This is a genomic window from Streptomyces sp. NPDC057697, from assembly GCF_042799335.1.
Taxonomy (GTDB): Bacteria; Actinomycetota; Actinomycetes; order Streptomycetales; family Streptomycetaceae; genus Streptomyces.
The window spans coordinates 586,146-611,252 of the sequence record NZ_JBHVJA010000001.1; the positions used below are offsets into that span (position 1 = coordinate 586,146).

Annotated in this window: 21 protein-coding genes; 9 read left to right on the plus strand and 12 right to left on the minus strand. The window is 72.5% G+C overall.

Annotated features, from left to right (window positions below; all coding sequences use genetic code 11):
• Positions 1-6 precede the first annotated feature (6 nt).
• Positions 7-1,203, minus strand: coding sequence for a lipid-transfer protein (locus ACFVFH_RS02610; RefSeq protein ID WP_383763517.1), 1,197 nt, complete (start codon positions 1,201-1,203; stop codon positions 7-9).
• A gap of 54 nt (positions 1,204-1,257) precedes the next feature.
• Entirely contained in the window at positions 1,258-3,438 is a 2,181-nt protein-coding gene (locus ACFVFH_RS02615; RefSeq protein WP_383762348.1) for an acyl-CoA dehydrogenase, read from the minus strand.
• Positions 3,439-3,698: 260 nt separating this feature from the next.
• Here ACFVFH_RS02615 and ACFVFH_RS02620 point away from each other — a divergent pair, with 260 nt between their 5' ends.
• Complete coding sequence (locus ACFVFH_RS02620) at positions 3,699-5,495, plus strand: MFS transporter (RefSeq protein WP_383762351.1); 1,797 nt, start codon at positions 3,699-3,701, stop codon at positions 5,493-5,495.
• On the opposite strand, the gene pepE is transcribed toward ACFVFH_RS02620, so the two are convergent.
• A complete protein-coding gene (gene pepE / locus ACFVFH_RS02625) occupies positions 5,458-6,186 on the minus strand; it encodes a dipeptidase PepE (RefSeq protein ID WP_383763520.1) in 729 nt (242 codons plus the stop codon). The two genes, ACFVFH_RS02620 and pepE, sit on opposite strands and share 38 nt — an antisense overlap.
• Positions 6,187-6,212: 26 nt before the next feature.
• Positions 6,213-7,043 carry an IclR family transcriptional regulator gene (locus ACFVFH_RS02630; protein ID WP_383762354.1) on the minus strand — a complete coding sequence of 277 codons (831 nt, stop codon included), beginning with the start codon at positions 7,041-7,043 and terminating at the stop codon, positions 6,213-6,215.
• A gap of 152 nt (positions 7,044-7,195) precedes the next feature.
• Here ACFVFH_RS02630 and ACFVFH_RS02635 point away from each other — a divergent pair, with 152 nt between their 5' ends.
• The 7 genes from ACFVFH_RS02635 (at position 7,196) to ACFVFH_RS02665 (ending at position 14,811) form a co-directional block, all read left to right on the plus strand.
• Positions 7,196-8,149 carry a DUF1177 domain-containing protein gene (locus tag ACFVFH_RS02635; RefSeq protein WP_383762357.1) on the plus strand — a complete coding sequence of 318 codons (954 nt, stop codon included), beginning with the start codon at positions 7,196-7,198 and terminating at the stop codon, positions 8,147-8,149.
• Positions 8,149-9,537: a cytosine permease gene (locus ACFVFH_RS02640; RefSeq protein WP_383762360.1), complete on the plus strand. Its 1,389-nt coding sequence runs from the start codon at positions 8,149-8,151 to the stop codon at positions 9,535-9,537. The genes ACFVFH_RS02635 and ACFVFH_RS02640 overlap by 1 nt, the downstream gene beginning before the upstream one ends.
• Entirely contained in the window at positions 9,534-10,865 is a 1,332-nt protein-coding gene (locus tag ACFVFH_RS02645; protein ID WP_383762363.1) for a M20/M25/M40 family metallo-hydrolase, read from the plus strand. Before ACFVFH_RS02640 ends, ACFVFH_RS02645 begins: the two co-directional genes overlap by 4 nt.
• 215 nt (positions 10,866-11,080) lie before the next feature.
• Positions 11,081-11,668: a class I SAM-dependent methyltransferase gene (locus ACFVFH_RS02650; RefSeq protein ID WP_383763523.1), complete on the plus strand. Its 588-nt coding sequence runs from the start codon at positions 11,081-11,083 to the stop codon at positions 11,666-11,668.
• A 35-nt stretch (positions 11,669-11,703) separates the two neighbouring features.
• On the plus strand, positions 11,704-12,636 hold the full coding sequence (locus ACFVFH_RS02655; RefSeq protein WP_383762366.1) for an N-acetylmuramoyl-L-alanine amidase: 933 nt from the start codon (positions 11,704-11,706) through the stop codon (positions 12,634-12,636).
• A gap of 189 nt (positions 12,637-12,825) precedes the next feature.
• Positions 12,826-13,677, plus strand: a complete 852-nt coding sequence (locus tag ACFVFH_RS02660; RefSeq protein ID WP_383762368.1) for a hypothetical protein — start codon at positions 12,826-12,828, stop codon at positions 13,675-13,677.
• Between the two features lie 123 nt (positions 13,678-13,800).
• Positions 13,801-14,811 (plus strand): LLM class F420-dependent oxidoreductase, encoded by a 1,011-nt coding sequence (locus ACFVFH_RS02665; protein ID WP_383762371.1) that lies wholly within the window; start codon positions 13,801-13,803, stop codon positions 14,809-14,811.
• Here ACFVFH_RS02665 and ACFVFH_RS02670 read toward each other — a convergent pair.
• The 5 genes from ACFVFH_RS02670 to ACFVFH_RS02690 form a co-directional block, all read right to left on the minus strand.
• Positions 14,801-15,361, minus strand: coding sequence for a VOC family protein (locus ACFVFH_RS02670; protein ID WP_383762374.1), 561 nt, complete (start codon positions 15,359-15,361; stop codon positions 14,801-14,803). The two genes, ACFVFH_RS02665 and ACFVFH_RS02670, sit on opposite strands and share 11 nt — an antisense overlap.
• 4 nt (positions 15,362-15,365) lie before the next feature.
• Entirely contained in the window at positions 15,366-16,442 is a 1,077-nt protein-coding gene (locus ACFVFH_RS02675; protein WP_383762376.1) for a PHP domain-containing protein, read from the minus strand.
• Between the two features lie 95 nt (positions 16,443-16,537).
• Positions 16,538-17,317, minus strand: coding sequence for a maleylpyruvate isomerase N-terminal domain-containing protein (locus tag ACFVFH_RS02680; RefSeq protein WP_383762379.1), 780 nt, complete (start codon positions 17,315-17,317; stop codon positions 16,538-16,540).
• A 40-nt stretch (positions 17,318-17,357) separates the two neighbouring features.
• Positions 17,358-17,924 carry a hypothetical protein gene (locus tag ACFVFH_RS02685; protein WP_383762382.1) on the minus strand — a complete coding sequence of 189 codons (567 nt, stop codon included), beginning with the start codon at positions 17,922-17,924 and terminating at the stop codon, positions 17,358-17,360.
• 175 nt (positions 17,925-18,099) lie between these two features.
• Positions 18,100-21,069 (minus strand): BTAD domain-containing putative transcriptional regulator, encoded by a 2,970-nt coding sequence (locus ACFVFH_RS02690; protein WP_383762384.1) that lies wholly within the window; start codon positions 21,067-21,069, stop codon positions 18,100-18,102.
• A gap of 353 nt (positions 21,070-21,422) precedes the next feature.
• On the opposite strand from ACFVFH_RS02690, the gene ACFVFH_RS02695 reads away from it, so the two are divergent.
• Entirely contained in the window at positions 21,423-21,620 is a 198-nt protein-coding gene (locus ACFVFH_RS02695; protein ID WP_383762387.1) for a hypothetical protein, read from the plus strand.
• Between the two features lie 93 nt (positions 21,621-21,713).
• Here ACFVFH_RS02695 and ACFVFH_RS02700 read toward each other — a convergent pair whose 3' ends face one another.
• From ACFVFH_RS02700 to ACFVFH_RS02710, 3 genes are all read right to left on the minus strand, one after another.
• Positions 21,714-22,787, minus strand: a complete 1,074-nt coding sequence (locus tag ACFVFH_RS02700) for a prenyltransferase (protein ID WP_383762389.1) — start codon at positions 22,785-22,787, stop codon at positions 21,714-21,716.
• On the minus strand, positions 22,784-23,539 hold the full coding sequence (locus ACFVFH_RS02705) for a class I SAM-dependent methyltransferase (RefSeq protein WP_383762391.1): 756 nt from the start codon (positions 23,537-23,539) through the stop codon (positions 22,784-22,786). Before ACFVFH_RS02705 ends, ACFVFH_RS02700 begins: the two co-directional genes overlap by 4 nt.
• 63 nt (positions 23,540-23,602) lie before the next feature.
• Positions 23,603-24,934: a glycosyltransferase family 4 protein gene (locus ACFVFH_RS02710; RefSeq protein WP_383762393.1), complete on the minus strand. Its 1,332-nt coding sequence runs from the start codon at positions 24,932-24,934 to the stop codon at positions 23,603-23,605.
• Between the last annotated feature and the right edge of the window lie 173 nt (positions 24,935-25,107).

Sequence of the window (25,107 nt, forward strand, 5' to 3'; positions counted from 1 at the left end):
CCGGGCCTACCTGCGCAGCAGCGTCACCACCGCGGCCCCGCCGAGCCCGATGTTGTGGGCGAGGCCGGTCCGGGCGTCCTTCACCTGCCGGTCCCCCGCCTCGCCCCGGAGCTGCCAGGTGAGTTCGGCGGTCTGGGCGAGGCCGGTGGCGCCGAGCGGGTGCCCCTTGGAGATGAGCCCGCCGGACGGGTTGACCACCCAGCGGCCGCCGTACGTGGTGGCGCCGGATTCGACGAGCTTCCCGGACTCGCCCTCGCCGCACAGTCCGAGCGCCTCGTAGGTGAGGAGTTCGTTGATGGAGAAGCAGTCGTGCAGTTCGATGACGTCCAGGTCGGCGGCCGAGAGACCGGAGGTCTCGTAGACCTGCCGGGCGGCCTCCCGGGACATCGGCAGGCCCACCGCGTCGACGCAGGTCCCCGAGGCGAAGGAGTCGCCGGTGTCGGTGGTCATGGCCTGGGCGGCGATCTCCACCGCCCGGTCGCCCAGTCCGTGGCGCTCGACGAAACGCTCCGACACCACGACGACGGCGGCCGCACCGTCGGAGGTGGGTGAGCACTGGAGCTTGGTCAGCGGGCTGTGGATGGTCTTCGCGGCGAGTATCTCCTCGACCGTGTACGGGTCCTGGAACTGGGCGTAGGGGTTGTTCACCGAGTGCCGGTGGTTCTTGGCGCCGACGGCGGCGAGCTGTGCCTCGGTCGTCCCGTACCGCGCCATGTGCTCGCGGGCCGCGTTGCCGAAGATCTGGGCGGTGGGCGGGCTCATCGCGAAGCCGTGGGCGGCGGCCATGATCCCGTAGTGCCGGGCCACGGGCGAGGTCTTGAAATCGGCGGCGCCGCCGTCCGCGCCGCCCCCGCCGAGGGCGCCGCGGGTCATCTTCTCGAAGCCGAGCGCGAGGACGCAGTCGCTGCCGCCGCCCTCGACGAACTGCCGGGCCGCCATCAGGGCGGTGGAGCCGGTGGCGCAGTTGTTGTTGACGTTGTAGACGGGGATGCCGGTCAGGCCGAGTCCGTACACCGCGCGCTGACCGGCGGTGGAGGGCTGGAAGCAGTAGCCGACGACGGCCTGCTGGATCTGCCCGTACGCGAGGCCGGCATCGGCGAGCGCGGCCGTACCGGCCTCCTTCGCCATGTCCCAGTACTGCCAGTCGCGGGTCTCGGGCTTCTCGAACTTCGTCATCCCGACGCCGACGACGTACGCCTTCATGAGCTTCATGGGCTTCATGGACTTCATGACAAGTCCCTCCGGTTTCATTCGCGTTCAGTCGCGCGGGAGGCCGAGGATGCGCTCGGCGACGACATTGAGCTGGACCTGGGTGGTGCCGCCCGCGATGGTGAGGCAGCGGGACATCAGGAAGCCGTGCAGGGCCCTTTCCCCGGGCCCCTCGCCGGCCGCGGCCGCCGGGCCGAGCAGTTCGAGGGCGAGTTCGGCGGTCTTCTGCTGGTGGGTGGTCTGGACGAGCTTGCGTACGGAGGCCCCGGCGCCGGGTTCCAGGCCGGAGACCTGTCGCATCGTGGTCCGCAGTCCGATGCAGCCGAGCGCGTGGGCCTCGGCGGCGAGTGCTCCGATCCGGGCCCGGCAGGCGCCGTCGAGTTCGCCGGAGCGGGCGATCAGCGCCTCCAGGCCGGTGTCGAAGGTCATCTGGTCGGCCATGTGGACGCGTTCGTTGCCCAGGGTGTTGCGGGCGACCCGCCAGCCCCCGTCGGGCTCGCCCACCACGGCGTCGGCGGGCAGCAGCACGTCGTCGAAGTACACCTCGTTGAAGAGGGAGTCGCCGGTGATCTCCTTGAGCGGCCGGATGTCGATGCCCGGGGTGTTCTTCATGTCCACGAGGAAGTAGCCGATCCCCTGGTGCTTGGGGGCGGCCGGATCGGTCCGGGCGAGCAGGATGCCGTGGTCGGCCCACTGGGCGGCGCTCGTCCACACCTTCTGGCCGTTGATCCGCCAGCCCTCCTCGGTCCGCTCCGCCCTGGTGCGCAGCGAGGCGAGGTCGGAGCCCGCGCCGGGCTCCGAGAACAGCTGGCACCACAGGAGTTCGCCGCGCAGGGTGGGCAGGAGGTAGCGCTCCTGCTGCTCGGCGGTGCCGTGGGCGAGGAGCGAGGGGACCACCCAGGTGGCGATCCCGAGGTCGCTCAGCCTCACCCCTTGAGCGGTCAGCTCCTGCTGGATGGCGAGCTGTTGTACGGGGCCGGCGTCCAGTCCGTAGGGAGCGGGGAGGTGCGGGGCGGCGTAGCCGGTCGGGGCGAGGGCGCGGCGGGCGGCCTTCGGGTCGAGGCCGCGGGCGGCGGCGACGGCCTCGTGGGCGGCGGCCCGGTGGGCGGCGGCCCCGGCCGGGAGTTCGAGGGCGAGGGCGCGGCGCGCGCCGCCCTCGGCGAGCCGGACGGCCCGCAGCCGGTGGCCGTCGCCGGTCCCGAGCAGTTGCCGGGCCACCAGGGCGCGGCGCAGATACAGATGGGCGTCGTGCTCCCAGGTGAAGCCGATGCCGCCGAGGATCTGGATACAGTCCTTGGCGCAGCCGTACGCGGCGTCCAGGGCCTCCGACGCGGCGAGCGCGGCGACCATGGACCGTACGTCCGGGTCCTTCTCCTCGTCGGCGGCGCGGGCCGCGTCCCACACCAGCGCGCGGGCCCGTTCGACCCGGACGAGCATGTCGGCGCAGAGGTGCTTGACGCCCTGGAACCGTCCGATGGGGCGGCCGAACTGTTCGCGGACCTTGGCGTGTTCGGCGGCGGTGTGCAGCGCCCTGGCCGCGGTTCCGCAGGCTTCGGCGGCGAGGAGGACGGCGGCGAGGTCGCGGACGCGCGCGGTGTCGGTGCGTACCAGTCGGGCGGCGGGGACGAGCACCGCCTCGGCGTGGACCTCGGCGGTGGGCCTGGTGGGGTCGGCGCCGCGGTGCGGGCGGGCGGTCAGCCCTTCGGTGGCGGCGTCGACGGCGAACCAGAGGGTGCCGGTGGCCGATTCGGCGGGCAGGAGCAGCAGGTCGGCGTCGGCGCCGGAGAGCACGGGCGGTGCGGTGCCGTCGAGCAGATGGCCGTCCCCGTGTTCGACGGCGGTGAGGGTGCCGGGGCCGAGGGCGACGGCGCCGATGCGCGTACCGGTCGCGAGGTCGCGCAGCAGGGCGTGCGGGCCCACGCCGTGGAGTACGGCGGAGGCGAGGGATCCGGCGAGGAAGGGGCCGGGGAGCGTGGCGCGGCCCGCCTCTTCGAGGACCACGGCCAGGTCGAGGAGGCGGCCGCCCCCGCCGCCGTGCTCCTCGGGCAGATGGACGGCGAGCAGGCCCTGTTCGGCGAGCCCGTCCCAGTACTCCGGGCGTGCGCCGGGTGTGCCCGGGTCGTCGGCGTCGAGCAGTTCGCGCGTCTTCCGCGGGGGTACGGCGCGCGCCAGCCAGCCTCGTACGGAGTGCGCCAACTCCCTGTGTTCTTCGGTGATTCCGATGCCCATGCGGATCCTCGCCGGTCGCAGCCACTGGAACGGCGCAAGAGTAGAACACGTTCCATTCTGACGGAAGGTCAGATGCTGTCCGGATCTCCGCGCGCCCCGGGCCGAGTGCGCCGTCGTGCCCCGTTCGTACGGCGTTCACCGGAATACCGTGGGCGCACGGAAGGTTTCACCCTGCACACACTTGGCGGTCGGCGCTGTCCGCCCGCGCCGCCCGCATGCCTCTTCCAGAATCTCGATCACGCCGCCCGGAGGCCGCACGCATGCCACAGACGACGAACGAACAGCACGCCGGGGAGCTGCCCGATCCGCGGCCGCGCAAGGCGGGCGGCGGTGTCGTCCCCGTACTCGCCTTCGCGGGTATCACCGTCGCGGTGATGCAGACCCTTCTCGTCCCCGTCATCAAGGATCTGCCCGCCCTGCTGCGCACCGATCCCTCCGACGCCACCTGGGTGATGACCGCGACGCTGCTCGCCGGGGCCGTCTCCACCCCGATCATGGGACGGCTCGGGGACCTCTACGGCAAGCGGAAGATGCTGCTCGCCAGCCTCGCCGTGATGGTGATCGGCTCCTTGATATGCGCCTTCACCGACGAACTCGTGGTCATGATCGTGGGGCGCGCCCTCCAGGGCTTCGCCATGGGCGCCATCCCGCTGGGCATCGGCATCATGCGCGACGAGCTGCCGCGCGAGAAGCTCGGCTCGGCGATGGCGCTGATGAGCTCCTCGATCGGGGTCGGCGGCGGTCTGGCGCTGCCCGCCGCCGCGCTGGTCGCCCAGCACTCCGACTGGCACACCCTGTTCTTCGGCGCGGCCGGTCTCGGTGTGCTGTCGATGGCGCTCACCGTTCTGTTCGTCCCGGAGACCACGCTGCGCGCCCCCGGCCGCTTCGACCTCGTCGGCGCGCTGGGGCTCTCGCTCGGACTGGTCTGCCTGCTGCTGCCCATCACCAAGGGCAGCGACTGGGGCTGGACCTCGGGCAGCACCCTCGGGCTGATAGCCGCGGCCCTGGTGATCCTCGTCCTGTGGGGGCTGTTCGAGCTGCGCAGCCCGGCCCCGCTGGTCGATCTGCGGACCACCGCCCGGCGCGAGGTGCTGCTCACCAACCTCTCCTCGATCATGGTCGGGGTCGCCTTCTACGCCGTCTCGCTGGTCCTGCCGCAGCTGCTCCAGCTCCCCGCCTCGACGGGCTACGGCCTCGGGCGGTCGATGGTGGTCGCGGGGCTGTGCGTGGCACCGCTCGGTCTGACGATGATGTTCGTCGCCCCGCTGTACGCCCGGCTGTCCGCCCGCCGGGGCCCCAAGGTCTCGCTGATGCTCGGCATGCTGGTCATCGCGATCGGTTACGGGGCGGGACAGGGGCTGTTGAGCGCGGCCTGGCAGACCGTGGTCATCGCGGTGGTGATCGGGGCCGGCATCGGGCTGGCGTACTCCTCGCTGCCCGCGCTGATCATCGGTGCCGTCGACCCCTCCGAGACCGGTGCGGCCAACGGGCTGAACACCCTGATGCGGTCGATCGGCACCTCGGTGTCGAGCGCCGTGATCGGCATGGTGCTGGCCAACACCTCGGTGCGCACGGGCGGGGTGTCACTGCCCTCGATGGAGGGGTTCCGGATCTCGTTCCTGATCGCGACGGGCGCGGTGGTGATCGGGCTGGCGCTGGCCTCGTTCCTGCCGTCGCAGCGCGCCGCGACCCGCCCGACGCTGCTGGCGAGCAGCGACGAGGACGCCCAGGCCGCGGCGCCAAACGCCTCCCGCCCGGTCGCGGGTTCGGGCGGCTTCCGCGGCCGGGTGCTGGACGCGGACGGCGCCCCGGTGGCCCGCGCCAATGTGACGCTGATCGACCACCGGGGGCGGCAGGCCGGTCTCGCCGTGACGGACGCGGACGGCCACTACGCGCTGGCCGCCCCGCACGGCGGCGCCTATGTGCTGGCCGGGTCGGCCACCGGCTACGCGCCGTGCGCCCGCCCGGCCTCCTGCCTCGGCGACGGCCTGCCGGTCGACGCCGATCTGGTGCTGGACGTCAGCGCACCGGAGCGTCGAACCGCGGTGCGGTCGTGAGCAGATGAGAGACGTCCGAGCCCGCCGGAAGCTCCTGCGGCAGCGCGCCGCGGGTGAACAGCCGGGCGGGCCGGGCGCCCTGGACCCGGGCCTGGCGGCCGTCGACCCGCAGCCATGAGCCCTCGCGCAGGCCGAGCACCGGCACGTCGTTCTCCTCCAGGAATTCGGTGAGCCGCTCCTCGCGGGTCTCGCCCTTGTGGGTGCTGTCCGGGTCCGGGTCCAGATAGTGCGGGTTGATCTGGAACGGGACGAGGCCGAGCGTCTCGAAGGACGGCGGCTGCACGATCGGCATGTCGTTGGTGGTGCGCAGGGTGGGCGCCGCCATGTTCGTCCCCGCGCTGGCGCCCATGTACGGCAGCCCGTCCCGCACTGCCTCGGTCACGGCGTCCCGCAGACCGGTCCGGTACAGCGCGCTCAGCAGCCGGAAGGAGTTGCCGCCGCCGATGAACACGGCGTCGGAAGCGGCGAGTTCGGCGACCGGGTCGGCGTTCTCATGGACCCCGCGGACACGGATGCCGGACGGTTCGAGGGCCTCGCGGACGCGCGCGGTGTACGCGGTGTAGTCGGCCAGCGCGTAGGGGACGAAGGCCAGCCGGGCGTCCGGGGGCAGGAACGCGGTCACGGTGTCGAGGGCGTGTTCCAGATAACCACGGCCGTGCTGGGTGGAGTTGGAGAGCAGCAGCAGATTCATCGGGTTCCTCTTGGTTCTCTTCCTGGTCATCGGTCGGTACGGGGACGACGGGTCCGGGGCTTGGGACGCTGCGGGGGATGGGTGAGCCGCCGCTCCAGCAGCCCGGCCGCGTGGCGCAGCGCGTCGAGCCGGTCCTCCGGCGCCTCCCGGAACAGCTCCTCGGCGCCGCCGAGGCTGAGGCTGCCGTAGGGCTCGCGCCCGAGGAAGACCGGTACGGCGACGGTCGCGACGCCGGTGTCGTACTCGCCGACCGTGAAGGCGTACCCCTGGGCGCGGACCTTGAGGAACTCCTCCTCCAGCCGGTCCGGATCGGTGACCGTCCGGTCGGTGAAGCGGGCCATCGGGCGGCCCCGGAAGAGCCGGTGGCGCTGTTCGTCGGGCAGGTAGGCGTAGTACGACTTGCTGGTCGCCCCGGCGTGCGCCGGGTAGAGCTCACCGACCAGCGGGTAGTAGCGCAGCGGCCCCGCCTCGCCCTCCTCGGCGGCGACGCACCGCATGTGGAAGCTGTCCGGCAGGCAGAACAGCACGGTGTCGCCGGTGACCCTGCGCAGCTCCTCCAGGACCGGTCCGGCCAGCAGCTCCAGCGATCCGGAGCGCTCCCAGAGCCGGCCCAGGCGCAGTACGGCGGGGCCGATCCGGTAGCGGCGGGTCACCGGGTCGGAGACCAGGAAGCCGCGCCCGGCGAGGGTGGCGAGCAGCCGCTGGGCCACGGAGGTGTCCCAGCCGAACTCCTCGGCGACCTCGGTGACCCCCCAGTCGGGCCGGGTCCGCTCGAAGGCGAGCAGCACGAGGAGCGCCCGGTCGACGGTTTGCAGCGCCCCGGCGGGGGTGCGCCGGTCCAGATCGAAGTCCGTCATCGTCATCTCACCATTCAGACCTGAATTGCAAATAACGGGAAACAGTTGCGTTCAACGCTATCCGATCCCGAATGTGGCCTCAGCACCCCGCCCCGCGCTTCTCCCCCGTCGGGCGCCGGCCCGGGTGCCCGGATGAGCGAGAAAGGCCCCCCATGTTGAAGTACGTGCTGGACATCGTCGATCTGCTGGACGATCCCCAGGTCAATGGCAAGACGGTGGTCGAGTACCTCGACTCCGTGAGCGGGACCGAGGGCTCGTCCGCACAGGTCACCACGGTCGTCGGCGAGCAGGGCTCGACCGACTTCGTCATGGTCCGCATCCCGGGCGCCCGAGGGCGCGCCTCCGGGGGCGACGCCCGCACGCTGGGCGTGGTGGGCCGGCTCGGCGGCATCGGCGCCCGGCCCGAGGTGACCGGCCTGGTCTCGGACGCCGACGGTGCCGCCTCGGCGATCGCCACCGCCGCCAAGCTGCTCGACATGCGTCGCCGCGGCGACGTGCTGCCCGGCGATGTGATCGTCGCCACCCACATCTGCCCGGACGCGCCGACCGAGCCGCACGACCCGGTGCCGTTCATGGGCTCGCCCGTGGACATCGCCACCATGAACCGCCACGAGGTGACCGGCGAGATGGAGGCCGTGCTCTCCATCGACACCACCAAGGGCAACCGGATCATCAACCACAAGGGCCTCGCCCTGTCGCCCACCGTCAAGGAGGGCTGGGTGCTCCGGGTCAGCGAGCAGCTCGGCGAGCTGCTGGCCGTGGTGACCGGTGAGCCGTTGGTCACGTACCCCGTGACCACGCAGGACATCACCCCGTACGGTAATGGGGCACACCACATCAATTCGATCCTTCAGCCCGCCACGGCGACGGCCGCCCCGGTCGTCGGTCTGGCCATCACCTCGGCCGCCGCGGTGCCGGGCTGCGGTACGGGCGCGAGCCACGAGGCGGACATCGCGTCCGCCGCCCGCTACGCCGTGGAGGTCGCCAAGGCCTACGGCGGCGGCCAACTGGACTTCCACGACGCGGTGGAGTTCGACAACCTCGTCAGCCGTTACGGGTCGCTGACTCACCTCCAGACCCTCGGCCGCACACCCCAGGAGTCCTGATGGCAGCCACCCCGCAGGCCGAGGCCGCGGCCCCCGAGACCAAGGCCATCGGCAGCGACGACTACGCGCTCTCCCGCGTCCCGCGCGACAAGCGGTTCGGCTTCTGGTCGATGCTGCTCCAGTGGCTGGCCCAGTCCGGCTCGATCTCGCAGTTCACCCTGGGCGCCACCATCGGTGTCGGCATGACCTTCGGGGACGCCTTCCTGGCCTTCACGCTCGGTGCGGTGATCCTGGAGATCGTGATCTTCGCGATCGGCCTGGCCGGTATGCGCGAGGGTCTGGCGACCCCGATGCTGACCCGCTGGGTCGGGTTCGGCCGCAACGGTTCGGCGCTGGTCAGCTTTGTGATCGCGGTCAGCCTGGTCGGCTGGTTCGGCGTCCAGAACACGATCTTCGGCAACAGCGTCTCGGCGCTGGTCGGCGGCCCGTCCTGGATGTGGTGCGTGCTGGCCGGCATCGCGATCACCGCGCTGGTGATCTTCGGCTTCAAGTACATGGCGGTCTTCGCCAAGATCGTGACCCCGCTGTTCTTCGCGATGGTCGCCTGGTCGATCGTCTCGACGCTGAAGGACCACTCGCTCAGCGAGCTGATCCACTCGCCGCCGCCGGGCCAGACCATCCCGCTGGCCGTCGCCGCCACCGCCATCGCGGGCGGCTACATGACCGGGGCGATCGTCTCCCCGGAGATGACCCGGTACAACCGGAAGGGCTCGCACGTCTTCCTGCAGAGCGCCTCGTCGATGATCCTCTCCGAGTACATCGTCGGCCTGACCGGTGTGCTCCTGGGCCACCTGGTGAAGAGCAGCGAGGTGTCCCACATCGTGCTCTCCACCTCCGGCGCCTTCGGCGTCATCGTGGTCCTGATGTCCACCGCCAAGATCAACGACTGGAACCTGTACGGCTCCTCGCTCGGCGTCGTCAACTTCTTCCAGGTCGTCTTCGGCAAGCGGCTGCACCGCGGCGCGGTCACGATCGCCCTCGGCATCGCGGGCACGGTCCTGTCCGCGGTCGGGATCATGACCCACTTCACCGAATTCCTCTCGGTCCTCGGCGTCGCCATCCCGCCGATCGGCGGGATCATCGTGGCCGAGTACTGGGTCGTCAAGCGGATGCGCAAGCCGCTGGACGAGACCCGCGCGTCCGAGACCCTGCCGAGGACCTCGCCCACCTGGGTCCCGATGTCCCTCGCCATCTGGATCGCGGCGTTCTGCGTCGGCAAGTTCTACGACGGCGGCATACCGGCCCTGAACTCGCTGGCCACCGCCTTCATCCTGTACAGCGTCCTCGGCCTGCTGGGCTGGGTGAAGCCGTACGGCACCTCCACCCTGGACGACGAGGACGACGCCGCCCCCGCCGCCCGCGCGACAACCCCTGTGGGAGCAGCATGACCACCCCCGACCCCACCGCCCCCTCCCTCGTCCCGGCGTCCGCCGAGGCCCAGGACGAGGTCATCGAACTCTGTGCCGAACTGATCAGGTTCGACACCTCCAACCCCACCAGCGACGAGCGCGCGAGCGCCGACTGGGTGGTGGGCCGCCTCGCCGAGGTGGGCATCGACTCCGAGCTGGTCGAGTCCGCCCCGGGCCGGGCCAGCGTCATCGCCCGGATCGCGGGCGCCGACCCGGAGCGCGGCGCCCTGCTGGTCCACGGTCACCTGGACGTGGTCCCGGCCGACGCCTCCGAGTGGCAGGTCCCGCCGTTCTCCGGCGAGATCCGCGACGGCTATCTGTGGGGGCGCGGCGCGATCGACATGAAGGACACGGTGGCCGTCATGCTGGCCACCGCCCGTCACTTCGCCCGCACCGGCACCCGGCCCTCGCGCGATCTGGTCCTCGCCTTCCTCGCCGACGAGGAGGCGGGCGGCAAGTTCGGCGCCCACTGGCTGGTCGAGCACCGCCCGGAGCTGTTCGCCGGGGTCACCGAGGCGATCGGCGAGGGCGGCGGCTTCTCCTTCGCCATCGACGACACCCGCCGCCTCTACCCGATCGAGAACGCCCAGCGCGGCATGGCCTGGATGGAGCTCACCGCGACCGGCCGGGCCGGCCACGGCTCGTCCCCCAACGACGAGAACGCGGTCACCGATCTCGCCGAGTCGCTCACCCGGATCGGCCGGGAGACCTTCCCGATCCGGCTGATCGAGCCGGTCCGCGCGCTGCTGGAGGAGGCCGCCCGGCTCTACGGCGTGGAGTTCGACGAGAACGACATCGAGGGCAGCCTCGCGAAGCTGGGGCCGGTCTCCGACTTCATGCAGGTGGTCCTCCGCAACTCCGCGAACCCCACCATGTTCGCGGCCGGGTACCAGACCAACGTCATCCCCGGAAAGGCGACCGCCCGGGTGGACGGCCGCTTCCTGCCCGGCCACGAGCAGGAACTGATCGACACCATCGACCGGCTCCTGCTCCCCTCGGTCAGCCGCGAGTGGGCCAACCACGACATCGCGCTGGAGACCACGTTCGACGGCCCGCTGGTGGACGCCATGTGCGCGGCCGTGCGCGCCGAGGACCCGGACGGCCACCCGGTCCCGTACTGCAACCCGGGCGGCACGGACGCCAAGGCCTTCACCCACCTGGGCATCCGCTGCTTCGGCTTCAAGGGCCTCAAGCTGCCGCACGACCTGGACTACGGCCGGCTCTTCCACGGCGTGGACGAGCGCGTCCCGCTGGAGGGGCTGCGCTTCGGGGTCCGCGTCATGACCCGACTCTGGCAGAGCTGCTGACCTGCGCGTCGCACCCCTGCCAGGGGCGCCCCGACCCGGGCTCACCCCTCGTACGCCCCCGCCGAGACCTTCGGCGGGGGCGTACGGCACGATGGGGCGCCGTCGAGAGGCGCACCCCAGACCGCCGTCCCCACCAGGAGGAACCCGTGCCCGCCCAGTCCGCCGTCGAGCCGTCGCCCGAGATCCTCGCCGCCTTCCGGGCCGCCAAGGGGTTCATGCCGGAGGGCGAGGGGCTCGCCCTGTACGCGGCAGCCGCCGAGGCCGCCGCGCTGGGGCTGCCGCTCCTGGAGGTCGGCACGTACTGCGGGCGCTCCACGATCCTGCTCGCCGACGCCGCGCGGGCGGCCGGTGTGACGGCGCTCACCGTCGACCACCACCGCGGCAGCGAGGAGCAGCAGCCGGGCTGGGAGTACCACGACCCGGCCGTGGTGGACCCGGAGGTCGGGCGGATGGACACGCTGCCGACCTTCCGCCGGACCCTGCACGCGGCGGGCCTGGAGGACCACGTGGTGGCGCTGGTCGGCCGGTCCCCGCAGGTCGCGGCGGTCTGGGGCGGGAAGCTCGGCTTCGTCTTCATCGACGGCGGTCACACCGACGAGCACGCGAACGGCGACTACGAGGGCTGGGCGCCGCATGTGGCCGAGGGCGGGCTGCTGGCGATCCACGACGTGTTCCCGGACCCCGCGCACGGCGGTCAGGCCCCGTACCGCGTCCATCTGCGGGCGCTGGAGTCCGGGGCGTTCACCGAGGTCTCGGCGACGGATTCGCTGCGGGTGCTGCGGCGTACCGGCGCGGGCATCTGAGGCGGGCCGTCCGGAGGCCCGGATAGCATCGCGTGGTGCCGTACCACGAGAGTGTTCCCCCCACCCGGCGCCGCCGGACCCTGCTCGCCGCCGCGCTCGCGGCCGTCTGTCTGAGCGCCGCGGGCTGCGGCGCGGGCGACGTCGGTGCCGGGGCACCGGCCCGGCCCGGCCCGAGCGGCAGTGCGGCCGGCACCTCGCCGTCGGCCCCGCCGCCGCCCTCGAAGAGCGCTCCGGTGCCGGAGCGGACGTCCCCCTCCCCCACCCGGTCCACCCCGACCGCGGGCGGCAACTCCGGTCCGCTGTCGGGGAAGACCGTCGTCATCGACCCCGGGCACAACCCGAACAACCATCTGCACACCCGCGAGATCAACCGCCAGGTGGACATCGGCACCACGCACAAGGAGTGCGACACCACCGGCACCTCCACCAACTCCGGTTACGCGGAGGCGCGGTTCACCCTCGACGTGTCGCACCGGATGCGCACCCTCCTCCAGCAGCAGGGCGCGAAGGTGGTGCTGACGTACGACGACGACCGCGCGTACGGGCCGTGCGTCGACGAGCGGGCCCGGATCGGCAACGAGCAGCGGGCCGACGCGGTGGTGTCGGTGCACGCGGACGGCTCGGCGGTCGGCAACCGCGGATTCCATGTGATCCTTCCCGGGCCGGTGCGCAGCGGGGCTGCGGACACCACGAAGATCGTCGATCCCTCGCGCGATCTCGGCACCCGCATCGCGGGGCTATTCGTCCGCGCTACCGGAAGCGCTCCCTCCAATTACATCGGCGGCAATACCGGATTGGACGTTCGCAAGGATCTGGGCGGGCTGAATTTGTCGACCGTGCCCAAAGTGTTCATCGAATGCGGCAATATGCGTGATCCGAAGGATGCCGCCCTCCTCACCAGTGCGGGCTGGCGCCAGAAGGCGGCACAGGGCATTGCCGACGGCATCATCAGCTACCTCAACGGGTAGCAAGGGGTAGTTCTGAGGCGAAATTGGGGGGATGTACGTCCGGCGTCCGGGCAAGGACACCACGCGTCCGGGCAGACGATAGATTCATCCGTACGATGGGGCCGCCCCGAGCTTCGTGCCGCGCCCGCCGTATCCGTACAGGCGGCAGTGACGAGCGCCCCGACGAGACGACCGACTAAGGACCTTCACGTGAATATCCGCTCCCTCACTCGAGGCGACGGCGTGGTGATCGGAGCAGCGGTCGTGCTGTTCATCGCCTCTTTCCTCGACCTCTCCAGCTTCGACTGTCCTACGGGCATCAACTGTTCCCGCTACAACGCCCCGAACGCCTGGGACTCGCTCGGGCTCCTGATGAGCGTCTACCTGGCCGGGATCATCGCGGCGGCGCTGATCATCGTGAGCCGCGCCACCCCGGGCCGCAAGGTGGTCGGCTTCGACCTCGGTCAGTTCGGTGCCGCGCTCAGCATCTTCGCGGTGTGGACGGTCTTCTGGACGATCATCGACGGCAGCAACGCGGGCGCCGGACTGATCCTCGGCCTGCTCGCCGCGATCGCGCTCGCGGGCGGCGCGGTCGCCACCCCGCTGGTCCCCGCGCTCAAGGCCCCGCTGATGAGCGCCTCCGGCCCGAAGGGCGTACAGCCGCAGTACGGCGGCCAGCCGCAGCCCGGCCAGGGGTACGGCTACCCCGGCGCCCCGCAGCCGTCGTACGGCGGCCAGCCGGGCCAGCAGCAGCCGTACGGCGCGCAGCCCCAGCCCGGCCAGCCGCAGCCCGGTCAGCCCCAGCCCGGCCAGCCGGAGGCACAGGGCAGCGCGCCGCAGGCCGCCTCCGGTGCGCCCGCCGGTGACTTCACACCGTTCTGGTTCGCGGTGCCGGTGGCCCGCCCGCTGTACGGGGAGGACGGCTCGCCCTCGCCGATCGCCGAACTGGCGCCCGGCACCTGGTACCTCGCGGTGGAGCAGCGCGGTCCGGGCCTGATCGCCCAGACCCAGGACGGCCGTCGCGGTGTGCTCCAGGACACCACGGGCATCCAGCGCGGCTGATCCCGCGCCCCACGGCAGTACGACAGCGGCCCTCCGCCCCTTCCGGGCGGGGGGCCGCTGTCGTACCCTCCGTCGTGCGTCACTGGACTGACGTACCGTCAGAACTACCGGGAGGCTGCGGAGATGAGGCTCGGACTCGCGCTCGGGTACTGGGGCCGCGGCCCGGACCCCGCCCATCTGGAGCTCGCCCGGCAGGCGGAGGAGCTGGGGTATGCCTCGGTGTGGACGGCGGAGGCGTGGGGGTCGGACGCCTTCACCCCGCTGGCCTGGATCGCCGCGCACACCTCCCGGATCCGACTGGGCACCGGCATCGCGCAGATGGCGGCGCGCACTCCGACCGCGACCGCGATGCACGCCCTCACCCTGGACCACCTCTCCGGCGGCCGGATGATGCTCGGCCTCGGGCTGTCCGGGCCGCAGGTGGTGGAGGGCTGGTACGGGCGCCCGTTCCCGCGCAGCCCGCTGACCGCGACCCGGGAGTACGTCGACGTCATCCGCCAGGTGCTCCGCCGCGAGGGCCCCGTCGAGCTGGCCGGGCAGTTCCACTCCCATCCCTACGACGGCCCGGACGCCACCGGCCTGGGCAAGCCGCTGAAGCCGATCACCCATCCGCTGCGGTCCCGGCTGCCGGTGCTGCTGGGGGCGGAGGGGCCGAAGAACATCGCGCAGACGGTCCGGATCGCGGACGGCTGGCTGCCGCTGTACTGGTCCCCGATGCGCACCGATGTGTACGAGGCCGCGCTCACCGGACTCCCGGACGGCTTCATGATCGCGCCGATGGCCCGTGCGCGGGTCTGCGACGACGTCGCCGAGGGGCTGCTGCCGGTGAAGGCGATGCTCGGCTTCTACATCGGAGGGATGGGCCACGCGGCCCGCAACTTCCACGCCGATCTGATGGCGCGGATGGGCTTCGAGGAGGAGGCCCGGCACATCCAGCGGCTCTTCCTCGAAGGGCGCAAGGAGGAGGCGGTGCTGGCGGTGCCCGACGCGTTCGCGGACGAGATCTCGCTCGTCGGACCGCGCGAACGGATCGCGGAGCGGCTGGAGTCGTGGCGCAAGGGACCGGTCACCGATCTGCTGGTGACGGCACCGGACCCGCACACCCTGCGGGTGCTCGCCGAGCTCAACCAGTAGCGGCGGGCCGGGCCGGATCGGTCGGCCAGGTACCGGCGACCGTCCGCGCCGCCGTGCGCTGCCAGGGCTGGGGGTCGGGATGGGTGAGGAGTTCCAGGGTGCTGCCCCACGGGGTGCGCAGATAGACGAACCGGTTGCGCTCCCCCGCCTCCGGACCCGGCAGCGGCTGCGCCTCGGCGAGCAGCGAGGCGCCCGCGGCCACGCAGTCCCGGACGGCCGCGTCCAGGTCGTCGGCGTACAGCGCCACGTGCTGCCAGCCGAAGTCGCAGGGCAGCGCCGGGGGTTCGCGGCGGGGGCCCTGGAACTCGAACAGCTCGATGCCGGGGCCGCCGCCGGGCAGGCCCAGCATTCTGATCGCCAGCTGCCGGGTGCCCGCCGGGACACCGAGCCGTCGCTCGACGTCCGGCCCGCCGTCGGGCCCGTCCTGGCGGCGCAGGGTGTCGTAGCGCACCTCGGCGCCGAAGGCCCTCGCGAGGAAGAGGGTCGCGGTCTCCAGGTCGGGGACGGTGACCCCGATGTGGTCGATGCCTCGCACACTGGTGGCCGTCATGGTTTCACCGCTCCTGTTCCGGGGCCGCGCCGACGGCCCCGTCCGCCCCGGAGCGGGCGCGCTCCGGGGTCGTGCGCCCGCGTGACCAGGCCAGGAGGCGGTCGGCCGGCCATGTGGTGACGACACGGTCCGCCGGTACCCCGCACTCCTCGGCGCGGGCGCAGCCGTATATCTGCCAGTCCAGCTGTCCGGGCGCGTGGGCGTCGGTGTCGATGGCGAAGAGGGCGCCCGCCGCGACGGCGCGGCCGAGCAGCCGCCGGGGCGGGTCGAGCCGTTCCGGACGGCTGTTGATCTCCACCGCGGTGCCGGCCTCCGCGCACGCGGCGAAGACCGCGTCCGCGTCGAACCGGGACTCGGGGCGCTTGCGCTCCGCGACCAGCCGCCCCGTGCAGTGCCCGAGGATGTTCGCCCGGGGGTGGCGGACGGCGGCGAGCAGGCGCCTGGTCATCGGGGCCGGGGCCATCCTCAGCTCGGAGTGGACGGAGACCACCACCACGTCCAGCCGTTCCAGCAGCTCCTCCTCCTGGTCGAGGGAGCCGTCGGGGAGGATGTCGCACTCGAAGCCGGTGAGCAGCCGGAAGGGTGCCCACCGCTCATTGAGCGCGGCGACCTCCGCCAGCTGCCCGCGGAGCCGGTCGGGGGTGAGCCCGTTCGCCACGGTCAGCCGGGGCGAATGGTCGGTGAGCACCGCCCACGCGTGGCCCAGCTCGGCCGCGGTGCGGCCCATCTCCTCGATCGGGCTGCCGCCGTCCGACCAGTCGGAGTGCAGATGGCAGTCGCCGCGCTGGAGGGCGCGGAGGGCCTCGCCGCCCTCTGCGGGGCGGGCGGCGGCCTGTGCCTCCAGGCGTTCCAGATAGCCGGGCACCTCCCCGGCCACCGCTTCCCGGACGACCTGCGCGGTCTTCGGCCCGATGCCCCGGACGGCCTCCAGCGAACCGTCCGCCGCGCGCCGGGCCGCCTCCCCGTCCGCCAGCGCGGCCACCGCGCCGGCGGCGGTGCGGAAGGCGTGCACGCGGTGGGTGTCGGCCCGGTCGCGTTCGAGCAGGAAGGCGATCCGTTCCAGGGCGCGGACTGGCTCCATCGGCACCTCCACGGGCCGCCGGGCTGTGCGTGCTCTGCTGTATCTCCAGCTTCGCGCAGCCCGGCCCGGCCCGCACAGCGGCGCCGGGTGGCCGCTCAGCCGAACACGGAGTGCTCCAGCCAGAAGTCCAGCAGCTTCGCGTCACCGAGCACCTCGACCCGGTCGCTGTCCGCCGCCAGGCGCCGGTTGAGGACCAGCATCACGTCGGTGAGCGGGCCGCGCAGCACCACGTCCGCCTTCTCGTGGGCGCGGCGCCAGGCGAGGGCGCCCCCGCCGAATTCGATCAGCCACTCGGCGTCCGGCGCGTCCGTGGCGTGCAGGTGGAGGGAGCCTCCGGCCCCGCCGGTCAGCCCGGTGGCCTGCGGGCCGCCCGAGGCCCGTACGAAGTCGATGATCTCCAGCCACTCCTCGATCGTGTCGGCGGCCGGTCCCGGTGCCACTTCGTACCCGGTGCGTGTGGTGAGCGCCGCGTCGGCGTGGTGGACGATGGTCTCGTGCGCCATCCGGCGCGCCCAGAAGCCCGTGCTGTGCTCCCACGCCCAGGACCACACCTCCTCGTCCGGTCCCGCGGCCCGCAGCGCCTCGACGGCCCGCGCCGCACCCTCCGCCAGCCAGGCGTCGAGCGCGTCCGGGGTGTCGCTCCCGGGGGTGCCGTCGGCCACCTGCTCCGGCGGGACCGCGTCGGTGGCGCGGGTCCGTACGATCTCGCCGACCCAGCGGTGGGCTCCGCCCAGGTGGACGGCGAGCTCGCGCAGGGTCCAGTCGGGACAGCTCGGTACGGTGGCGTCGAGGTCCGCGCCGCGGATCGTGGCCCTGAACGCGTCGGTACGGGCGGTGATCTCGTCGCAGTATTGGTCGTGGCTGAGTCGGCTCATACCTCGCACCCTAGTTCGGCCGCAGGCCGAACCCCACTGATTACCCGCCGAGTTGCGAGGTGGTGGGCACCTTGTCCTTCACATCGGCGCCCGCGCTGCTGCCCGCCGATTTGATGCTGTTGATCACGCTCTCGAATGCACCGATGTCGCCTTCGCCCGCCTCGCCCTTGCGGAGCTTGGTGCCGAGCCCCTTGAGCGATTCGATGCCCGCCGTCAGCGGCGCGACCGCCTTGGACAGCAGCGGGTCGCCCTTGGCGTTGGTCACCGCCGCCTTCAGCCGGTTGTAGGTGAAGCCGCCCGCGAGCCCGGCCTTGACCAGCGCGAACGTCCGCCCGTCCGCCCCCTTCTTGAACTTGCCCGCCCGGTAGGGCTTGACGATCCACTGGTACGTCGCACCGGCCGCGAGCCCCGCGTTGGTGACGAACCGGGTCTTGGCGAACTTCTGCGCCTCGGCCGACGAGGTCCCGCTCGGGGAGGCCGAACTGCTCGTACTCCCCTTGTCGTCCCCGCCGCACCCGGTGGCGGTCACCACCAGGGCGCAGGACAGCAGCAGCGAGACGACCGGACGGCGGAACGGTACGCGACCGGTCGCGGCGGAACTGGGCACAGCGGGCCTCCCTGGCCGGGCACATCGGGCGAGCTCTACGGGGAGTGACGTCCACGGCCACTCCCGGCAAGGCTCGCCCGTCCCGGGACGGCGTGCCACTCGGGAAACGCCGTCCGGGTCCGGCGCCGCCGGAGCGCGCGCGAGAGGGACACCCGGTCCGTGCGGCGCGGCGGCGTCAGACGACGCTGTACGTCCGACAGGCGTTCCCGTCGAGCAGCAGGGCCCGCACCGCCTCGGCCGCCGGGGCCTGCAACCGCTCGTAGACGTCGAGGGCCTCGCGCCACGAGGCCCGGGCACGGCCGCTCTGGCCGAGGGCCGCGAGCGCGTGGCCGAGCACGGTCAGGACGTCGGCCCGACGCCACTCCCCGCTGATCCCGCCCAGCGTGATCAGGGCCGACTCGGCGTTGGCCGCGGCCTGCGCCGGGCGCTCCGCGGCGAGGTCGACCTCGGCCAGCCGGAACAGGCTCATGCCTTCCCACAGCTTCTGACGGCTCTCGCGGAAGACGTCCAGCGCCGCGTGGAGGCAGTCGCCCGCGAGGTCCAGTTCGCCGTTGCGGGTGAGGGCGAGGGCAAGGGCGTAGCGGCCGCTGGCGCCGCGCACGGTGCTGCCCATGGCGTCGTAGATCTCGATGCCCTGCCGGGCCAGCGCGATGGCTCTCGTGGTCCGGCCGGTCGCGAGGTGCACGCGCGAGAGGTTGCACAGCACGGCGGCCTCCCCGGGGCGGTCGCCGAGCGCACGGAAGTACTCGACGGCGCGGGAGAGATGGGCCTCCGCGTCCTCGTGCCGGTTCTGGTGGAGCGCGATGACGCCTCTGCTGTTGAGCGCGTCGCCCATGGTCCAGGTGTCGTCGGCCGAGCCGCCGAGCCGGACCGCCTCGCGCGCTTCGTGTTCCGCCTCCCGGAAGCGGCCCCCGAGGGAGTGCAGATGGGCGAGGGCGGCTCGTGTCCGGCCCTCGGTCCGCTCGTCACCGGTCGCCGCGGCGGCGTCCGTCAGGGCCGTGACGACCGACTCGTAGCGCTGGGACTCGCTGCCGGACTCGGCGAGGTCCCGCACCGCGAGCAGCAGATCGGCGGCCTTGCGCAACTCCCCCGTCCCGACGGCCTGGCCGGCGGCGGACAGCAGCCCCTGCGCCTCACCGAACAGCCAGTCCAGCGCCTCGGTGCGGTCGGTGAAGACCAGCCCGTCGCCCTCGGTCGGCTCCAGGTGCTCGACCAGCCGGTCGCCCGGCCGCTCCAGCGCGTACACGCCCGCCACGGTGGCCAGGTAGAAGTCGAGCAGCCGGGACAGGGCCGCGGCCCGTTCGCCCGGCTGCCGCTCGTCCCGCTCCGCGCAGGCACGCGCGAAGAGGCGGAGCAGGTGGTGATACCGGTAGCGGCCCGGTGCCGCAGACTCCACCAGTGATGTGTCGACGAGGGACTCCAGGAGTTCCTCGGTGTCCTCCTCGGGGAGGCCGAGCACGGCCGCGGCGGCCGGCAGGGAGATGTCCGGCCCGTCCGCCAGGCCGAGCAGGCGGAACGCGCGTGCCTGCGCGGGCTCCAGCTGCCCGTAGGCCAGCTCGAAGGCGGCCTTCACCGCCAGGTCACCGGCCTGCAACTCGTCCAGTCGCCGCCGCTCGTCCGCCAGCTTCGCGGCCAGTACCGAGACGGTCCAGGTCCGCCGCACCGCCAGCCGCGAGGCCGCGATCCGGATGGCCAGCGGCAGGAAGCCGCACGCGGCGACGACGTCGAGCGCCTCCGTGCGCTCGCCGGAGACGCGTCGCAGGCCGACGATCCTGGTGAACAGGTGCAGGGCCTCCTCCGGGCTCAGCACGTCCACGTCCACCAGACGGGCGCCCGCGAGGTCGCCCAGGTGTCCCCTGGACGTGATCAGCGCGGCGCATCCCGCCGTGCCCGGCAGCAGCGGCCGCACCTGGGCGGCGTCGTGCGCGTTGTCCAGGAGCACCAGCACCCGCCGCCCGTCCAGGACCGAGCGGTACAGCGCGGCCCGGTCCTCCAGGGAGTCCGGGATCGCCGCTTCCGGTGTGCCCAGGGCGCGCAGGAAGGAACCCAGGACCGTCTCGGGCTCGGCCCGCGTCGCGCGCAGGCCCTGGAGGTCCACGTACAGCTGGCCGTCGGGGAATTCCTGGCGGGCCAGGTGGGCGACGTGCACGGCCAGTGTCGTCTTGCCGACGCCGGCGATTCCCGACAGGGCCGCTACCGCCATGATCTGTCCGTTGGCGGAGGCCAGCACCTCCACCAACTCCTCCACGTACGGCGCACGGCCGGTGAAGTCGGGCACGGTGGCGGGGAGTTGGGCAGGCCGGACGAAGACCGCGGGCGACTCGGGCTCCGGGGCGGAGAGTTCCGCCAGGCCCGGGTCCGCCTGGAGGATCCGGTTCTGCAACTCCGCCAGTTCGGGGCGGGGTTCCACGCCCAGTTCGTCCGCCAGCAGCCGTCTGGTGTCGGCGTACACCGCCAGCGCCTCCGCCTGGCGGCCGCTGCGGTACAGCGCCAGCATCAGCAGTTCCCGCAGCCGCTCGCGCAGCGGATGCACCGCCGTCAGCGAGGTGAGTTCCGAGACCGCTTCCGCGTGGTGGCCCTGCTCCAGCTCCACGTCCAGGCGGGTTTCGATCAGCTGGAGGCGCCACTCCTCCAGCCGGATGCGCTGGGCCTCCGCGTACGGGCCCGGCACCCCCGGCAGCGGCTCGCCGTCCCACAGGGCCAGCGCCCTGCGGAGCAGACCGCTCGCGCGGTTCAGGTCCCCGTCGCTCCTGGCCCGCTCCGCCAGATCCGCGAGATCCCGCGCCACCGCCAGGTCCAGGGCATCGTCCGGCAGGCCCCGGATCGCGTAACCGCCCGACTCGCTCACCAGGACGTCCGGCCCGAGGACCTTGCGCAGCCGGGAGGCGTACGTCCGGACGGCGGCCAGCCCCTGGGACGGCGGCTCGTCCCCCCACAGCGCGTCGATCAGCTCGGCGGCGGTCGCCGTGCGCCCCTCGCGCAGCAGCAGGGCGGCCAGCAGGCCGCGCTGCTGCGGAGATCCGGTCGGCAGTGCCTCGGTTCCGCGCCAGGCGCGCACCGGGCCGAGTACGCTGAAGCGTGGCGCCGCGGGCTCGGCGGACGACATGACGGGGCCGTGCTCCGGCTCCCGTGACGCCTCATACATCGCTGCCCCCCTTTCGGCAGCGTACCAACTCGTTTAGCAGACGTATACGGATCGTTTATCGACGCCTGCGAGCATGGCCGCATCGCACTCTGTGACTTGCCCAGTCCGGGGCTGCGCCGAGGCGGGGTTCCCGGGAGTGGCATCCCGGGCCCCGACCGCCCGGCCCGGCAGCCGATCGATTCGTGCTGCGATTTTCATCAACTCTAGCTCAGTCAAGTGACTTTGAGCTACCGTCATCCCGTTGCCGCGAACCGCGGGTGGACCGGCTCCTGCCAAGGGCCTCTTGTGGCCTGCCCGTTGGCGAGCGCAGCAGATCCGGACTGGGCACCGTCACAAGGAGAACGAGCATTGTCATGCAATCCATCAGTCCACCCGTGTTGTGGGCCGGAGTCGTGGTCACTCTGGCCTATTTCGTCCTGGTCGGCTACCTCATCAGATCGCTGAGGACCAACAGGCGGCTGCCTTCGGTGATCGCGGCCGTGACGGGGCTCGTGGGCGCGCTTCCCGTGGTGCTCTACGCCCTGTACGCCGTGCTCGGCACCCCGGCATAGGCATCCGCGCGGAGCGTGCGCGTCCGGCTCGGGGAAGCGGCGGAACCAGAGCCGCTTCCCCCAGTCGCACGGCCGGCGCCCGGGGCCTTCGCCTCAGCGGCAGCAGTCCGGCTCCAGTCCGCGCGGCAGGTGGGCGCCGCCGAAGACCGCCGTGGTCGCCTCGTCGCCGCCCAGCGCGGCCACCGCCAGCAGCAGCGAACCGGCCGTCCAGGTGGTGAGTTCCTGGGGCCAGAAGGCCCGTTCGCCCTCGAAGACGTATCCGGTCCAGTACATGCCGCCCCCGGCGCGCAGGTGCTGGATGGACTGGAGGATCTCCAGCGCCCGGTCGGACTCGCCCATCACCCAGAGGGCCAGGGCGAGTTCGCAGCTCTCGCCGCCGGTCACCCACGGGTTGGGCAGTACGCAGCGCACCCCCAGGCCGGGGACCACGAAGCGGTCCCAGCCCTCCTCGATCCGGTCCTTGGCGTCCGTACCGGTGAGCGCGCCGCCGAGGACCGGGTAGTACCAGTCCATCGAGTAGCGGCCCTTGTCCAGGAAGCGTTCCGGGTGGGCACGGATGGCGTGGCTCAGCGCGCCCGTCGCCAACTCCCAGTCGGGCTGCGGCTCCTCGCGCCGTTCGGCGATGGCGAGCGCGCAGCGCAGCGCCTGGTGGATGGAGGAGCAGCCGGTCAGCAGCGCGTCCTCGACGGGGGTTCCGTCGGCCTCGCGCTTCCAGCCGATCTGGCCGCCGGGCAGCTGGAGCCGCAGGACGAACTCGACGGCGGCGAAGACGGTCGGCCACATCCGGTCGACGAACGCGTCGTCGCCGGTGGCGAGGTAGTGGTGCCAGACGCCGACGGCCACGTACGCGCAGAAGTTGGTCTCCAGCGAGCGGTCGGTCGGCCGGCCGGGGTCGCCGTCCTGGTACGCGGCGTACCAGGAGCCGTCCTCGTTCTGATGGCGGGCCAGCCATTCGTAGGCGCGCTCCGCGGCACCGTGCTCGCCCGCCGCGTCGAGGGCCATGGCGGCCTCGGTGTGGTCCCAGGGGTCGAGGTGGTGGCCGCGGAACCAGGGCAGGGCGCCGTCCGCGCGCTGCTCGGCGAGGAGTGCGGCGACGGTCTCGGCGGCCTGTTCGGCGGTGAGGACCCCGGGCAGGACGAGGTGTTCGGTCTGCTCGGGAACGGTCACGCCTCGGCCTCGGTGAGGTTCTCGGCGGCGGCCGCGGGCAGGTGCGGCTTGGTCGCGTACGCCACGAAGCTCTTGCCGACGACCGGGTTGAGCAGCTGTTCGGCCACCCGGGTCGCCATCGGCTTCTTCATGATGTCCCAGACCAGCAGCTTGTGGTACGCGCGGACCGGCAGCGCCTTGTCGTTGTCCACCCCGAAGGCGCACTTGAGCCACCAGTAGGGCGAGTGCAGGGCGTGCGCGTGGTGGGTGCCGTACGGCTTGAGGCCGGCGCCGCGGATCCTGCCGAGGAGTTCGTCGGCCTTGTAGATGCGGATATGGCCGCCCTCGACCTCGTGGTACGCGTCGGAGAGGGTCCAGCAGACCTTCTCGGGGCCGTAGCGCGGCACGGTGATCGCGATCCGGCCGCCGGGCCTGAGGACCCGGACCATCTCGGCGAGCACGCCCTTGTCGTCGGGGATGTGCTCCATCACCTCGGAGATGATCACGACGTCGAAGGACGCGTCGGGGAACGGCAGGTTGAGCGCGTCGCCCTGCATCGCGGTGGCGGTGGCGCCCTCGGGGGCCTCGCCGGCCTCCTTCATCGCGGCGAACCACTTCGCGACCTCGCGGATCTCCTCGCCGTTCTGGTCGAGTGCCACGACCTGGGCGCCGCGCCGGTAGCACTCGAAGGCGTGGCGTCCGGCGCCGCAGCCCAGGTCGAGCACTCGGTCACCTGCGGCGAGCGGGAAGCGGGTGAAGTCCACGGTCAGCACGAATGCCTGCTTTCGCGGTCGAGGGGTGTCAGGGGGCGGGGACGACGGGTACGGGCGGCGGGGTCAACGACGGCCGCCGGAGCGCCTGGCACCGGACCGGGCGGCGATCGCCTCGCGGTAGAGGGCGACGGTGCCGATGGCGGCCTGCTTCCAGGTGAAGCGGGAGAGCACCCGGTCGCGGCCCGCGGCACCGAGCCGGGCCCGCAGCTCCGGGTCGCCGAGCAGCCGGGCGAGCGCGTCGGCCAGCGCCCCGGCGTCGGCGGGCGGGACGGCCAGGCAGGTCTCGCCGTCCGGGCCCGCCACCTCGGGGATCGCACCGCCGGTGGTGGCGACGAGCGGGGTGCCGGTGGCCATGGCCTCGGCGGCGGGCAGCGAGAAGCCCTCGTACAGCGAGGGGACGCAGGCGATCTGGGCACCGCGCACCAGGTCGACGAGTTCGGCGTCGCTGATGCCCTTGACGAACTCGACGGCGTCCTGGAGCCCGTGCCGCTCGATGGCCTGGGCGACCGGTCCGTCCTCGGCCCGCTTGCCGACGACCACGAGGTGCGCCGCCGGGTTGCCGGTGCGGAGCTTGGCGAGCGCCTCGACCAGGTGGACGAGGCCCTTCAGGGGGACGTCGGCGCTGGAGGTGGTGACGATCCGGCCGGGCACCTCGGCGACCGAGGGGTCCGGCGACCAGAGGTCGGTGTCGGCGCCGATGTGCACGACGTGGACGCGCTCCGGGCGCACCCCGAGGTGGTCGATGATCTCCTGCTGGGAGGAGCCGGAGACGGTGAGCACCGAGGGCAGCCGCCGCGCGACCCGCTTCTGCATGCGGGTGAAGCCGTACCAGCGGCGTACGGAGGCGCGTCGGCGGCGGGTCTCCGCGGCGTCCAGGTCCAGCTGCCGGTCGACGGTGATGGGGTGGTGGATCGTGGTGACGAGCGGGGCGCCGAGGTCGGCGAGCAGCCCGTAGCCGAGCGTCTGGTTGTCGTGGACGACGTCGAACTCGCCGCGCCGGGCGGCGAGATGGCGCCGGGCGCGCAGGCTGAAGGTGAGCGGCTCGGGGAAGCCGCCGGTCCACATGGTGGCGACCTCGGCGGCGTCGATCCAGTCCCGGTACTCGCCGCGCTTCGGGGTACGGAACGGGTCGGGCTGGCGGTAGAGGTCCAGGCTCGGCAGTTCGGTGAGCGGGACGCCCTCGTCGAGCACCGGATAGGGCTGGGCGCCGATCACTTCGACGCCGTGGCCGAGGCGGGCGAGCTCGCGGGCGAGGTGGCGTACGTAGACGCCCTGGCCGCCGCAGAAGGGGTTGCCCTTGTAGGTGAGGAGTGCGATGCGCAACGGGCGGTCGTCGTCGGTGCCGGGCGTGTCGCCGCCCGTACGGGGGCCCGACTCTATGGCCTCAGCGGTCACACTCGGCCCCCTTCTCACTGCGTGTTCGCCGGAGCGTAACCGCTCACGCTAATCTAGAACAAGTTTCAGACTGGATCGTTCAATGAGCTACGAATCTACCGGCAGGTAGCGTCGGTGCAACGGCCGGATCAGGTGATTCGCGCCACCACCGGGCACGCTGGCATGCTGTGCGC